The 11,860-nt window shown below is 58.3% G+C and carries 15 protein-coding genes; all 15 read right to left on the reverse strand.

Going from position 1 to position 11,860, the window contains the following annotated elements; translation table 11 throughout:
* Positions 1-3: 3 nt before the first annotated feature.
* The 15 genes from ABD974_RS08015 to ABD974_RS08085 all read right to left on the reverse strand — a co-directional run bounded on the left by ABD974_RS08015 (position 4) and on the right by ABD974_RS08085 (position 11,583).
* Positions 4-384: a VOC family protein gene (locus ABD974_RS08015; protein WP_345302773.1), complete on the reverse strand. Its 381-nt coding sequence runs from the start codon at positions 382-384 to the stop codon at positions 4-6.
* 180 nt (positions 385-564) lie between these two features.
* Positions 565-915, reverse strand: coding sequence for a DUF2200 domain-containing protein (locus tag ABD974_RS08020; RefSeq protein WP_345302774.1), 351 nt, complete (start codon positions 913-915; stop codon positions 565-567).
* Between the two features lie 150 nt (positions 916-1,065).
* The gene (locus ABD974_RS08025) at positions 1,066-1,449 is read right to left on the reverse strand and encodes a GFA family protein (RefSeq protein ID WP_345302775.1); all 384 of its coding nucleotides are present in this window, start codon (positions 1,447-1,449) and stop codon (positions 1,066-1,068) included.
* Complete coding sequence (locus ABD974_RS08030; RefSeq protein ID WP_345302804.1) at positions 1,446-1,952, reverse strand: AAC(3)-I family aminoglycoside N-acetyltransferase; 507 nt, start codon at positions 1,950-1,952, stop codon at positions 1,446-1,448. The genes ABD974_RS08025 and ABD974_RS08030 overlap by 4 nt, the downstream gene beginning before the upstream one ends.
* 180 nt (positions 1,953-2,132) lie before the next feature.
* Positions 2,133-2,690 (reverse strand): dihydrofolate reductase family protein, encoded by a 558-nt coding sequence (locus tag ABD974_RS08035; RefSeq protein ID WP_345302776.1) that lies wholly within the window; start codon positions 2,688-2,690, stop codon positions 2,133-2,135.
* 192 nt (positions 2,691-2,882) lie between these two features.
* Positions 2,883-3,179: a hypothetical protein gene (locus ABD974_RS08040; RefSeq protein ID WP_345302777.1), complete on the reverse strand. Its 297-nt coding sequence runs from the start codon at positions 3,177-3,179 to the stop codon at positions 2,883-2,885.
* Between the two features lie 113 nt (positions 3,180-3,292).
* Positions 3,293-4,102 (reverse strand): alpha/beta fold hydrolase, encoded by an 810-nt coding sequence (locus ABD974_RS08045; protein ID WP_345302778.1) that lies wholly within the window; start codon positions 4,100-4,102, stop codon positions 3,293-3,295.
* A gap of 122 nt (positions 4,103-4,224) precedes the next feature.
* Positions 4,225-4,545: a hypothetical protein gene (locus ABD974_RS08050; RefSeq protein ID WP_345302779.1), complete on the reverse strand. Its 321-nt coding sequence runs from the start codon at positions 4,543-4,545 to the stop codon at positions 4,225-4,227.
* Positions 4,546-4,602: 57 nt separating this feature from the next.
* The gene (locus ABD974_RS08055) at positions 4,603-5,151 is read right to left on the reverse strand and encodes a toxin-antitoxin system YwqK family antitoxin (RefSeq protein ID WP_345302780.1); all 549 of its coding nucleotides are present in this window, start codon (positions 5,149-5,151) and stop codon (positions 4,603-4,605) included.
* Positions 5,152-5,260: 109 nt separating this feature from the next.
* Positions 5,261-5,659, reverse strand: coding sequence for a hypothetical protein (locus ABD974_RS08060; protein ID WP_345302781.1), 399 nt, complete (start codon positions 5,657-5,659; stop codon positions 5,261-5,263).
* Positions 5,660-6,808: 1,149 nt separating this feature from the next.
* Positions 6,809-7,447 (reverse strand): hypothetical protein, encoded by a 639-nt coding sequence (locus ABD974_RS08065; protein WP_345302782.1) that lies wholly within the window; start codon positions 7,445-7,447, stop codon positions 6,809-6,811.
* A gap of 952 nt (positions 7,448-8,399) precedes the next feature.
* Entirely contained in the window at positions 8,400-8,768 is a 369-nt protein-coding gene (locus tag ABD974_RS08070; RefSeq protein WP_345302783.1) for a DUF6980 family protein, read from the reverse strand.
* A gap of 109 nt (positions 8,769-8,877) precedes the next feature.
* Positions 8,878-9,258 (reverse strand): hypothetical protein, encoded by a 381-nt coding sequence (locus ABD974_RS08075; RefSeq protein ID WP_345302784.1) that lies wholly within the window; start codon positions 9,256-9,258, stop codon positions 8,878-8,880.
* 126 nt (positions 9,259-9,384) lie between these two features.
* Positions 9,385-10,005 (reverse strand): hypothetical protein, encoded by a 621-nt coding sequence (locus tag ABD974_RS08080; protein WP_345302785.1) that lies wholly within the window; start codon positions 10,003-10,005, stop codon positions 9,385-9,387.
* Between the two features lie 1,245 nt (positions 10,006-11,250).
* Positions 11,251-11,583, reverse strand: coding sequence for a hypothetical protein (locus ABD974_RS08085; protein ID WP_345302786.1), 333 nt, complete (start codon positions 11,581-11,583; stop codon positions 11,251-11,253).
* Positions 11,584-11,860 lie beyond the last annotated feature (277 nt).

Below are 11,860 nucleotides of genomic sequence, written 5' to 3' on the forward strand. Positions count from 1 at the left end.
CATTCATTGGCCAGCCGGCGGTTCCCAGAGCTCGACCTTGTTTCCCTCGGGATCGATGACCCAACCGAATGCCCCCTGTTCCGAACGCTCGGTCTTGTCGACGACGTTGCAGCCTTCGGCGCGCAGCGCATCCAACAGCGCATCCAGGTCCGCAACGCGGAAATTGATCATGAACGCCGCGGTGCCGGGCGCCATGTAGTCGGTGTCCTGGGCGAAGGCGCTCCAGATCGTCATGCCCGGCGGGCTGCCGTCGCCGCCCCAGGGGAAGATCGCGCCGCCCCAGTCGGAGACATCCAGACCAAGATGATCGCGATACCAGGCGCCGAGCGCCTTCGGGTCCGCGGATTTGAAAAAGATCCCGCCGATGCCGGTGACACGTTGCATGCTGTTCTCCCAGGAGAGTCGATCGCTTCGCCGTGGCCGTCCGTCCGATCCGGGCCATCGCAAGACAACGCGACGAAGCCGTCAGCCTAGCGCAACCATCGGGCCGGTGCCACGGCATGGCGTGGATCGAAACAGGACTTGCCAGCGCCGATCTTCGGGCGACGCGAGCGCTTGGACGCACTACGATCGCAGGATCTTCTCGATGGCCTTGCCCTTCGCAAGCTCGTCGACGAGTTTGTCCAGGTAGCGGATCTTCTGCATGAGCGGGTGCTCGATGTCTTCCACGCGAATGCCGCACACCACGCCCTTGATCAGCGCCGCATTCGGATTGAACGCCGGCGCCTCGGCGAAGAAGGTCTCGAGATCGTTGTCGGAAGCGATCCGTCCTTCGAGCGCTTCCGGGCCGTAACCGGTCAACCAGCGGATGACGCGGTCGAGTTCATCCCTCGTGCGGTGTTTGGATTCGACCTTCCTGACATACATCGGATACAGGCTCGAAAACCTGATCGCGAAGACTTTTTCCTGGCGCATGGTCGCTTCTCGATGGGGGGCGTCGGCTCGCTCAGGCACGGCGGCGGGCGTGGCTGCGCTTGCGTCCACGGCAGAACATACCCCGGAACAGGCGCGTTGTCCGGACGATCGGTCGGGCGATGCCTGCGGGCGTCGCCGTACCACGAACGCTCAATCCAGGAATGTCCAGCTGTCCGCGCCATCGAAGCGCCTGACGACCACCGAGGCCAGGAGCGAAGGTTCGAAATTTCGCAGATTCACGCCGTGACGCGCGCCGGGCATGCGTTCGACGGGCTCCCAGTGGGTCGCGATCCCGCAGGTCCTGCACCGGAAATTCAGGAGGGTCCGATCGCCCCAGAGGTAGCTTTCCGTGTGCTCGGGATGGCCATGGATGGCGACTTCGCCAAGCGCGTAGTACGCCCAGAGTCCGCCCGTGCGCCGGCACAGCGAGCAGTTGCAGCTCGTCGCCGTTTCGGGCGCCGCCGGCAGCACGAGCCGCACCGATCCGCAGTGACATGAACCCTGCAGCGATGGCGGGTGCTGCGGGTCGCTCATGGACGTGCGCCGCGGGTCGGGGGCGGCAGGAACGCATCGTCGGCCGACCGTTTCGGAAGAATGTCGAAGTGCATGACGTCCTCCCGGATGCCGAGCTTCGTGTACAGCGCGATCGCCGGTTCGTCGCCGTAGTCAGCCTGCACGTAGATCACGTAACTCCCGATGTCGCGGGCCACCCACTTGAGGTGTTCGATGAGTGCCGTTGCGATGCCCCGGCGTCGATGGTCGGAACACACCGCGAGATCGTAGATGTAGATTTCGCTGCGTTCCTGCTCGAACTTGGGGAGCACATAGGCCGCCAGCCCGCCCACCGCCACGTCATCCCGGAAGGCGGCGAGCGCGATGAAGCTGTCGTTGTCGAGAAGTCTGGCGAGATACGCGTCGGACGGTTGCCTGCCCGAGTAGGTGGGCACATCCTCGAACTCGCGCCCGAACAGATCCAGGACGGCGCGGAACCCGGCAACGCGCGTCCCGTCGAGCCTCGAAGTCTGGATGGAGTCCACCGGGTCGCCTCGCGTCTGGGTCGAGCCATGCCGGAGATGGCGGCCGCGGGTCAGTATTGCCTGCGTGCCGGCAGGTTTCAACGAAGTGGAATGCGGCATCGTGCGGGCGCCTGCGCGCTGCCGATGCGGGCCAGCGCAGAAGCGCACTTGCGGCGGAGGCGTGGAGATTGCCCCACGTCGTCATCGCACGCGCCGGTAATGCATGGCGACCGTGCCATTGCGGAACGGCGTCACCGAGACCAGCGCAAGCCGTCGGGGGCCAGGCAACCCGCTCCCGTACAGGGTGGGGCCGTGGCCGGCGATCCTGGGGTGGAGGAGCAACTTGTACTCGTCGATCAGATCCAGCCGATCCAGCGCAGTCGCGAGCATGCCGCTGCCGAGAAGCACGCCGTCCGGGGTCGCATCCTTGAGCTTCTGCACGCCACTGCGCAGATCGCCGGCAATGCGGTGGCTGTTGGTCCATGGCAAGTCCCTTCGCGTGGAGGTCACCACATACTTCGGCTTCGTCTCCAGTTTGACCGCCCACTCGCGCAGTGCAGGCGGCGCCTCCGCGTCGTCGCGGGCGACCGCCGGCCAGTGACTCTCCATCATCTCGTAGGTGACGCGACCCCACAGCATCGCCCCGTGTTCGTCCATGAGCCGGGTGAAGAAGGCGTGCGTCTCGTCGTCCACGATCCCTTCCTGGTGATCGACACAGCCGTCCAGGGTGATGTTGATGCTGAAGGTCAAGAGTCCCATGGTGTCTTCCGTTCGGGATGCGGTGCGGAACGGGCACCGTGATGTCTCGAGGCGCGGGTCGGGCTCGCGCGATGCCCGCTTCGTGTCGCCCGCATTTGAATCGAGCCGTCCCGCGATGGGGTGGTGGACGCCTGCAAACGTAGCGCATGCATCCGGCCTGCGCCACGATGCGGGAGCGGACTGAACGAGCGATCAGACCCGCGCGTACGGAGTGTCGAGGGCATGACGAATCTCCGCGCTGCAGGCGTGGTGCCTTGCGATGCACTGTCTGACATATCCCGCCATGTGCTGATCCGGGTCCAGCCACGACACCCGGGCAAGCAGGATCAAAGTGGCATGAGAAGGATCGCGCTTGAGCCACCATTGAAAGGCGCCGTGCCTGTCGTGCTCCGACGCAGCTTCATGGCCCGGCCGATAGCCGGTCGATTGAATCGCGGCAAGCGCGTCGGGAATGAGATCCCATTCGACCCACTCGGGCGGGAAGCGCATGCGTTCCAGCCAATCAGCATGTGTCATGGTGTCAAGGCGTGGCTGGCGTGCGAGCTGACCGGCTTGCGGAGACGGCCTGCCGGAGCGGGTCTGATTGAGCGAAGGTGGATGCATCACTGCGCATGGCGTGGGCCCTGGAGTGCCTGTCGGATCGCCGCGTTCCAGTCGTCTGGATGTTCCACGAAGCCCGAGTGGGCAGCCGGAAGCACATGCAGCCTGGCGCCCGGAATGGCTTCCGCCAGCTGTCTGGAAAGGTACGGCGGTGTCAGTTGATCGTCCTCTCCTACCAGCACGGTGGTGGGCAGCAAGGCAAGTTCGGAAAGCCGCTCCGATGCGCCGTACGCGAGAAGTGCCGCGGCCTGGCGGAAGAACCCGTGGTCCGTTTGCCGGTACGGATTGGAGAGCATCATCTGGATGTAGACCTCGTAGACCTTCGGTCTGTTCGCCAGCGCCGGGCTGTACACCAACCGGGCCGCATGACGAACGGCCTGCTCCTCGCTCAGATTCGATCGGCGAACATTCATCCAGTTCGAGATGGCCGCATTGAGATAACCGTCCGGCGCCACGAAAGACCCCAACAGCAGCAGGCGCCCGACGCGCCGGGGATGGGCGATCGCGAGGGTTTGGGCAATCACGCCACCCATGCTCCAGCCTGCGATCGTCGCGCGTTCGATATTGAGGTGATCGAGCAGGGCGTCCAGGTCGTTCGCCATCTGGGCGATGGTGTATGGCGCATCTGGTGCGTCGGTTCTTCCGGCGCCGCGATTGTCGTAGGTGATGACACGATGCGTCTTGACGAGTTCCATGGCCTGGAAGCGCCAGATCTGGAGATCGGCGCTCAGTCCGCAGATGAACACGATGGGTTCGCCGGAGCCCACGTCCTCGTAGTAGGTCGAAAAGCCATTGGTGGTGAAGGTGGGCATGACGTCTCCGTGTGATGCCTGGCGCCTGAGTTGAGCCGCTCCGTTGCGGCTCGGCGGACACGCACTAGCGTAGCGTCTGTGCGCGGCTGGCGCCACGATAAGGAGGTGGGCTGAACGAATTGTCAGGCCGAAACGAGCGTGTCCAGCGATTCGACGAAGCGCTTCAGCTGTTGCAACCAGCGTCGGCGAACGAGGGCATCGTGAGTGCCCCGTCGACTGAAGAAAAGAGAATGAGGGCTGTTGCGTGCGGCGCAGGCATGCGCCCATTCGACAGGGAGAATGGACAGATCATCCAGACCCTCGAAGTCGATCATCAGCGCATTGCCTCGATGGATCACCCAGGCGGCAGAAGTCTTGCGCTCGTCGCCCGGAATCTCGGCATGCAACTGCCACCCCTTGGATCCCAGTGCGTTTATCGATTCATCAAGATGCCATTGAGCCATGGTGTCCGATAGCTGAATGAAACCGGGCCATGAGGCGGCTTCGGCTTGATCGAGTATTCAGCCATCGGAATTCGATATCAATTTTCCGGCCTTCCACACCTGCTTTTTGATGACTTTTCCATCGATTGAATAGATGAGCCACAGGCCGTCCGGCTTGCCGTCCCGATACTGGCCGTCGTAGGAGATTTGGCCGTTTTCATGCCATTGCGTGAAGTGACCATTCTGGACGCCGTGCTCATAGAGCGCTTGAGCAGCCAACTGCCCATTGGCATGCCAGCTTGTGGTCTTCCCATGGATTTTCCCGTCAACGAAGTAGCCTTGATCGACCCTGTTTCCCGCTTCGTCCCAGCTTTCGTATGAGACGGTCCGTGTCGACTTGTCGGCCGATGGAACAGGGCAATATCGTGCCGCGCTGTATCGTAGCGACAGGCCGCTTGAGGTCTTCAATTCGGCGCAATAGCACTCCGGATTTTGCGGGCAGGGAGCGGCGCTGGAATCAAACAACAAACTGAATTCCCTGAGTGTCGGATCTCCGGATCCACCCGGCGATGCGCAGGCTTGCACAAGAAGGAAGCACGAAATCAGAAAAAAACGTGAAGTGTTCATCATGATGGCAGGCGCCTGTGTTGAGCCGAATCGTGATGGGTCGTGACTCCATCAGCGTAGCGCAGGCACGTGGCCGACGCCACGATGTGGGGTCGGCTTGAACGAATTGTTAGGCGTCAGAGTAACCGCAACGGGCATAGCTCAGGAGTTTCTCGTAGATCTCCTCGAAATAGCTTGTGCCCGGAACCTTGGATGCCGCCAAATAACGTCCACCCGGATGCCAACAGGCTGGATTTTGAAGTTCTTCGATAGCTTCCACGCTTGTCAAATCACGGCTATCAGCGTTCTCGGTTATGAAGAGGCTGGCAGCATGAGCATCGATCAAGTTGCGGTAGCTTTGCTGTATTGCTCGAAGGAGAAGCTCCGGCTCTGCATTAGGAATCCTGCGTTGAAGGTCTAACAACACTTCGCTGACTTGAGTAAAGTTGAGGACGGCGGCGCAAACTAACATGTGCGCATGATGCACGATAAGCAGGTCGCTGACGATATCGGGATCTTGTGGCTGCATAGTACCTTGCTCTGACGCCTAACGCCTGAATTAGCCGAGCCGCGAAGCGGGTTCGGCTTGAATGAATGGTTAGGCACAAACCCGATGCCTGCCAAGGATTCACGGGCTGCGATTGCTATCTCAGGATCCCTTGATCTCGCCAGAATGGTCAAGATCTCGATCTCAAACGTAGCAGAGGGCTCGCCGAGAATGTGCGCCAGATGCTCTTGGCGAAGGCGTGGCCACGACATTAGTTCCTCTAAAACTTTCTGCAGCAATGGCTCTCCTGCCCGATCGAGGATCGCCCTCGCATCACAACTGCGGACATCGGACCAGTAGTCCATGTCTGGAAGATCGAGAAGTGCGATCAGGTCTTCTAGAGACGCGCGGGAGAATTCGATAGTGCCTAACGCCTGAGTTAAGCCGCTCCGCAACGGGGGGCGGGCGCGTGCCAGCGTAGCGTAGGCACGTGGCTGACGCCAAGATGCGGGGTCGGCTTGAACGAATTTTTAGGCATCGCCCCATGACTCCGTGAACTCATAGGTAGGCCCGCATGTAGTGCTGTCAAGGTATGAGTCAAGTACAGCGAACATGGAGGCACTCACGATGCAAAAAGAGTCATGGCTCGCTTCAAGTGCTTCATCAAGGCAGGCCAATGCGTCCTTCTTTGGGAGTTGAACTACCGGATACTTTGGGACCCATACAGCATCGCCATTGAACATAATTGTAGTTGAGCCTCCGAAGTGCATGAGCAAAGGTACCTCGGATGGCATGCGTAGAACGGCGGCTTTGACCCAAGAATTTGCTTCTCTGGGGTTGCGAGTGGTGCCTGCGTGAGTCGTACCCGTTGCTGCATGATCATGGGCTTGTATTGCTGTCTGCACCGCAGAAATGAGTGCTTGTGGTGTGCGTGGATGATAGATGGTGGTCGCAGACCCAAGTCTCGTGCGCAAGCTAATTGATGCAGAAGCGAGAAATTTCTCAAACTCCAACTTCTGGGAGGTCTTGGTCGCTAGGTCAAAGAGCTTCCGGCTGCTATGAACGCTCATAAGATGCCTAACGCCTGAGTTAAGCCGCCCCCGCGGCGGGGTGGTGGACGCGTGCTAGCGTAGCGTAGGCACGTGGCCGACGCCACGATGCGGGGTCGGCTTGAACGAATTGTTAGGTTTGTTACTCGATTGACTTGGAAAGACAGTACTTACCAGACATGACAATCTCTTTCTTGTCCACAGCACCGTAGAAGGTCTCAATCCAGCCTTGATGCATCCCCATAACGTCCTCGTTCATGTAGTAGCCGGAGAAGTAACAGATGCCGTTTGCAAATTGAGTGTTGCCCCTGATGTTCACCGCTAAGCCACCCTCCATAATTTCTTTGGGGTTCTCAGGGCGGCTAAATGAGTTCAGTTCTTTGTCGTTGCAGGTCGTTTTAGATACATCCTGGTAAAGCTGTATGTAAACAATTTGCCCATCTTTCTGCGGCGGATCAGACGAAAGGTTGCCGCTGTCATCTACCGATGGCTGCCATACCGGCACCTTAGTGCGGCCGTCCCCAGATTTACAGACGGGCACGGGATCAGATGAGGGATTCGGTTCGGCTGCTGGCACAGGCTCTGGTGAGGCACTAGCGGCAAGAGGAGTGCTTGGACTGACGCATTGTCCTGAGTTGCATATCCTGTCTCCCTTACAGTCAGTGTCCTTGCCGCATTGCAGAGCCGCTGAGGCTGCGACTTGTTGCTGCTGCGGTGGAACCTGGTTGCCGCACGATGCGAGCAACAGCAAGATGCTGCTTAAAAATAATAGCCGTCCCATGATGTCTCCAAACAAACCTAACGCCTGAGTTAAGCCGCCCTGTGGCGGGGCGGCGGACGCGTGCTAGCGTAGCGCAGGCACGTGGCTGACGCCACGATGCGGGGTCGGCTTGACCGAATTGTTAGGCGTCAACCGGGTTTGGCTGAGCCTATGGCTACGAGAATGACCGCAATAGCCGAGCCTAGGCCAATGAACAAGCACAAAGTCGAGACAATGTACGCGAGAATCTTGCGAGTACTTCCTTGAGAAGATGCAGCACCACGAAAGCAAAGAACAGCTGCTATGAACATACAGAAGCCGACAAGGCTCATGTAGAAGAAAGCGGTGAACCCATCAAGCTGCGGTACGGATCCGCGAGCTAACGAGATCATTACAGCGAGAGCTGCAATGCAGAGCAAATATCCGAGTGCAAGAGTCTTGCTCATTGACGCCTAACACCTGAGTTAAGCCGCGCCGCGAAGCGGCGTCGGCTTGAATAAATTGTTAGGTGTCACCCAGAACTGGTGCGGAGAGGAGGAATCGAACCTCCCTACTTCTCTTGAGGGAATCAGCACGCCGCTTTTCAATCGTTTCTCAATTCGGGTTGGAGTTTCCCTACCAAGGCTCCGCAGAAGCAGCACCCCGCACCAAATAGCTGACTCTGACCAGTCTCCTGCAATTGAGCACAAAAGAGCGGCACGAAGCCACGCAATGGTGCTGTTTTTGAAGGATGCAATAGTTTCAGAGCAAGTGTTCAGAATTGTCATAACGGTTTCCTTTAAGGGTTCAAGTAACGCACAGCCCTGGAGGGAAATCTCCAACCCGAACGAGAACTCAACATCAAGCTTCAGTGTAATTCCGGCTCCCAAGGTGGTTGGGCTATCGCCCTTGTTCAAAATAGTAGCGCAACTTCAATGACACCTAACGCCTGAATTAAGCCGCGCCGCGAAGCGGCGTCGGCTTGAATAAATTGTTAGGCCCCATGTCTCCACCATTTGTCGGTAGTGAACTCCATTGGGATGTCCTGCTCGCCTGGATCGTTAAACCCGAGAGCGTTGAGACGTTCATGCCAATCGCTATGTTTTGACTGTGGCAGCCGTGCGCCACACCACGGGCAAAAATAGATTCGCGTAGCAGCGTTACCGGCGTGACTAATTTCAATGCGGTACTCGTCCCATGAGCTGATCCACATGACCACAGGATTGGCACCCTGAGAGTCCCATTCAATGGGCTTGGAGATGAACCACGCCATATCGAGACAGCAGTGCTCCGCTGGGTCGATGCCGTTCTTCACGCAATGCTCACGCCTAAATGCATCGGAGCGATAGGTAAGCTTTTCCATGGGGCCTAACGCCTGAGTTAAGCCGCCCCGTGGCGGGGCGGCGGACGCGTGCTAGCGTAGCGTAGGCACGTGGCCGACGCCACGATGCGGGGTCGGCTTGAACGAATTGTTAGGCCTTTGTGCGAAGAATCTTAAAGGCTCTCTTGGCGAGTGACTCGTAGTGCTTGTCATCACCCGTTGTCACATCAATCTGGTGACAAATGAAGCCATTTCTGTTGAGGATGCCCTCAACGACGGAAAGCTTAGATGCTCTTTCTGATGTGGGGCGAGCAGCAAGGACGAGGAGGTCGAGGTGCGAATACACCTCAATCCTTTCCTTCGCGTCACGCCCGGACTCCTCGAAGCTTTGAGAAAGCACGCATCCGTCCCTGCCGTCCAGAGTGAACAATCGTGCCTTGTGTGAGATGCCAAGCAACGGCTTGAGAAAGCCGTTGATGGTCAGACTCTTTCCAACGAAGTGACTTCCCACAAAGATGACGGCGATCTTCATTGTTTCCCCAAAGGCCTAACGCCTGAGTTAAGCCGCCCCGCAGCGGGGTGGCGGACGCGTGCTAGCGTAGCGTAGGCACGTGGCCGACGCCACGATGCGGGGTCGGCTTGAACGAATTGTTAGGTGTCATGCCGCCTCCCAACAGGATCTAAGATGGTTGAATAACCCACCAAGCTGTAAGTAGCGGTCATGGGAGGCATGGTTGGGGAAGTCCAGCGCATTAAAGTGCTCCATTCCGTCCACGAAGTGACTCGGAACATCAGCACTTATTTTGTACTTTTCGCTCGTCCATTTTGGCGTTGGGTACCGGCCTGCCCACACCACAAAAGTCTGAGAAAACTCAAGCAGCTCAGCTTGTTCAGAGGAGAGTGATGAGCCGATAAGTTGCAGCACATCGTGTGAGTAGATCGCTTCTCTAGGGCCTGCAGCTTGCTTTAGGTAGAGAGCTTTAGCCATCAGCTCTATGGCAAGAGCGAGCAGCAGCTGTGCCGATGGAATAGCACTAATTGAGTCGAATGTCGATGTTTCAGACGAAGATGGCGTTGCTCTGTGCAGTATTAGAGAACTAGCTGCGAGTTGCCTCGACTTAAATTCCCAAACGGCGTGGTCGAAAGCTTGAGAATCGAGAATTTTTCGCCACGTTGCGGAAATGTTTGACATGACACCTAACGCCGGAGTTAAGCCGCGCCGAACGCGGCGGATGGGAGCCAGTATTGCGCGCATGGCAGCAAGTTTCAACGAAGCCACGATACGGCGTCGGCTTGAACGACTTGTTAGCCGGCAAGAGTGAAACCCCGGCGCGCTTTCCGAAAACCGAAGCCCGTATGCTTGGGCGCGCCCCTTGAATTTTCAGCCGGACCTGTCAGTAGCGACAGCATCTGGAGCGAAAAAGCCAGACGAAAGAAAGCGAAGATACCGAAGCCGGTAGACGTGACGCACGCAATGTGTGAGCGCGCACTGCAAACTTTGACGAAGCGGCAACGTGCCGAGAACGTGTCCGAAGAGCGCAACCAACCGAAGCCAGAGAATTGCAGTTGCGGAAAGCAAAACTACAGAACGCTTTCCACTGCCTAACGCCTGAATTAAGCCGAGCCGCGAAGCGGCGTCGGCTTGAATGAATTGTTAGCCACCGGGCCGTATAAGCCGGACTACTGGCTTTTTATCAAGCTCCACCCAAACAACGCTGATGGGGAGGGTGACATTGTGTGAAGCGCCAATAGCTACGCGCTGATAAACCGAGCGAAGCCGCCCTTTATGGGCCGAGAAAGAAACGGAACGCACCCGATGATTGCATAAATCCTCAGCAACGGTCCCTTTGCCAGAGTACGTGTCGAATGCAACCCGAACAGAGAATCGCCCCGTAGAGTCCGTCATCGCCAAGGCCGGGCCAGAGGGGCCGTCCCACTCTGACCACGAGATGCCAACAGACGCGCCGGGCAGAGGTGCTCCAGCCTTATCAGTGACCTTGCCGGAGAACACAAAGAATTCTGAGGCGCACTTTGCGCTCGCAGGGTGCGCCGCTAGAAGGAGAACTGTGAGAAGCAGTGAACTTTTCACGGTGGCTAACGCCTGAGTTAAGCCGCCCCGCAGCGGGGCGGCGGACGCGTGCTAGCGTAGCGTAGGCACGTGGCCGACGCCACGATACGGGGTCGGCTTGAACAAATTGTTAGGCCTCACCAGCAGTATTCTTGGTGCATGGCTCCGCATACGCGCTGAAGCCGCCGCCAACGAGAAACCCACGACCTTCTGCTAGCGTGACGATTGCGTCCATAAACTCATTTGCTTGATCAGCGGAGACGAGACCTGGGCCATCTCGCTCGAGTCCAAAGCTGAAGTGCCAGGCGATTTGCTCGTTCTTGCTAGACATTTGTTTGTGAGGCCTAACGCCTGAGTTAAGCCGCCCCCGCAGCGGGGCGGCGGACGCGTGCTAGCGTAGCGCAGGCACGTGGCCGACGCCACGATGCGGGGTCGGCTTGAACGAATTGTTAGGCCTCACCATTTGACGGGAAGACCTGCGGCACGCGCCAGAATGATGCAGATTGGCACAACAATACAGATAAAGGATAAAAACAAAGCAATGCCAACGCCCCCATCTTTTGGGTCAATGCCAAGCCTGCGAATCAGGTAAGACATTCCTACTGCATAGAAAGCGAAGCCAAAGCCGAGAACCAATGGCGGAAGAATGCCAACGAAAAATCCTTTGACAAAGTTGTCCGATAGTAGGCCAAACACTGTCCCCCAGATGGTGAGTAACACCACAAGGAACCATGGAATGCCGAACTCACCTTTTTTTGTCACTTTACTCATCGGTTCTGGCAGAGCCATGTTGTGAGGCCTAACGCCGGAGTTAAGCCGCGCCGAACGCGGCGGATGGGAGCCAGTATTGCCCGCATGCCCAGAAGTTTCAACGAAGCGGCGACACGGCGTCGGCTTGAACGACTTGTTAGGCGGCCGAGGCGTCGCGGAGCGGCCAACTGCCCGTGCCACGGTTGAATTGTGCGCTGCCGAACGCCGAAGCCCAGTGGCCTGAGCGCGCATAGCGTGACCTGAGACGAATCATGTAGCCGATCGGCAGGTGAGTTCTCTACCCTCGACAGACCAA

It is taken from the genome of Lysobacter hankyongensis, assembly GCF_039543145.1.
Lineage (GTDB): Bacteria > Pseudomonadota > Gammaproteobacteria > Xanthomonadales > Xanthomonadaceae > Lysobacter_I > Lysobacter_I hankyongensis.

Excerpts from the sequence above, each read along its gene's own strand:
- ABD974_RS08075 (WP_345302784.1), bottom strand. The coding sequence starts at position 9,258 with ATGAAGATCGCCGTCATCTTTGTGGGAAGTCACTTCGTTGGAAAGAGT.
- ABD974_RS08045 (WP_345302778.1), bottom strand. The coding sequence starts at position 4,102 with ATGCCCACCTTCACCACCAATGGCTTTTCGACCTACTACGAGGACGTG.
- ABD974_RS08020 (WP_345302774.1), bottom strand. The coding sequence starts at position 915 with ATGCGCCAGGAAAAAGTCTTCGCGATCAGGTTTTCGAGCCTGTATCCG.
- ABD974_RS08065 (WP_345302782.1), bottom strand. The coding sequence starts at position 7,447 with ATGGGACGGCTATTATTTTTAAGCAGCATCTTGCTGTTGCTCGCATCG.
- ABD974_RS08035 (WP_345302776.1), bottom strand. The coding sequence starts at position 2,690 with ATGGGACTCTTGACCTTCAGCATCAACATCACCCTGGACGGCTGTGTC.
- ABD974_RS08015 (WP_345302773.1), bottom strand. The coding sequence starts at position 384 with ATGCAACGTGTCACCGGCATCGGCGGGATCTTTTTCAAATCCGCGGAC.
- ABD974_RS08070 (WP_345302783.1), bottom strand. The coding sequence starts at position 8,768 with ATGGAAAAGCTTACCTATCGCTCCGATGCATTTAGGCGTGAGCATTGC.
- ABD974_RS08025 (WP_345302775.1), bottom strand. The coding sequence starts at position 1,449 with ATGAGCGACCCGCAGCACCCGCCATCGCTGCAGGGTTCATGTCACTGC.
- ABD974_RS08055 (WP_345302780.1), bottom strand. The coding sequence starts at position 5,151 with ATGAACACTTCACGTTTTTTTCTGATTTCGTGCTTCCTTCTTGTGCAA.
- ABD974_RS08050 (WP_345302779.1), bottom strand. The coding sequence starts at position 4,545 with ATGGCTCAATGGCATCTTGATGAATCGATAAACGCACTGGGATCCAAG.
- ABD974_RS08085 (WP_345302786.1), bottom strand. The coding sequence starts at position 11,583 with ATGGCTCTGCCAGAACCGATGAGTAAAGTGACAAAAAAAGGTGAGTTC.
- ABD974_RS08060 (WP_345302781.1), bottom strand. The coding sequence starts at position 5,659 with ATGCAGCCACAAGATCCCGATATCGTCAGCGACCTGCTTATCGTGCAT.
- ABD974_RS08040 (WP_345302777.1), bottom strand. The coding sequence starts at position 3,179 with ATGCGCTTCCCGCCCGAGTGGGTCGAATGGGATCTCATTCCCGACGCG.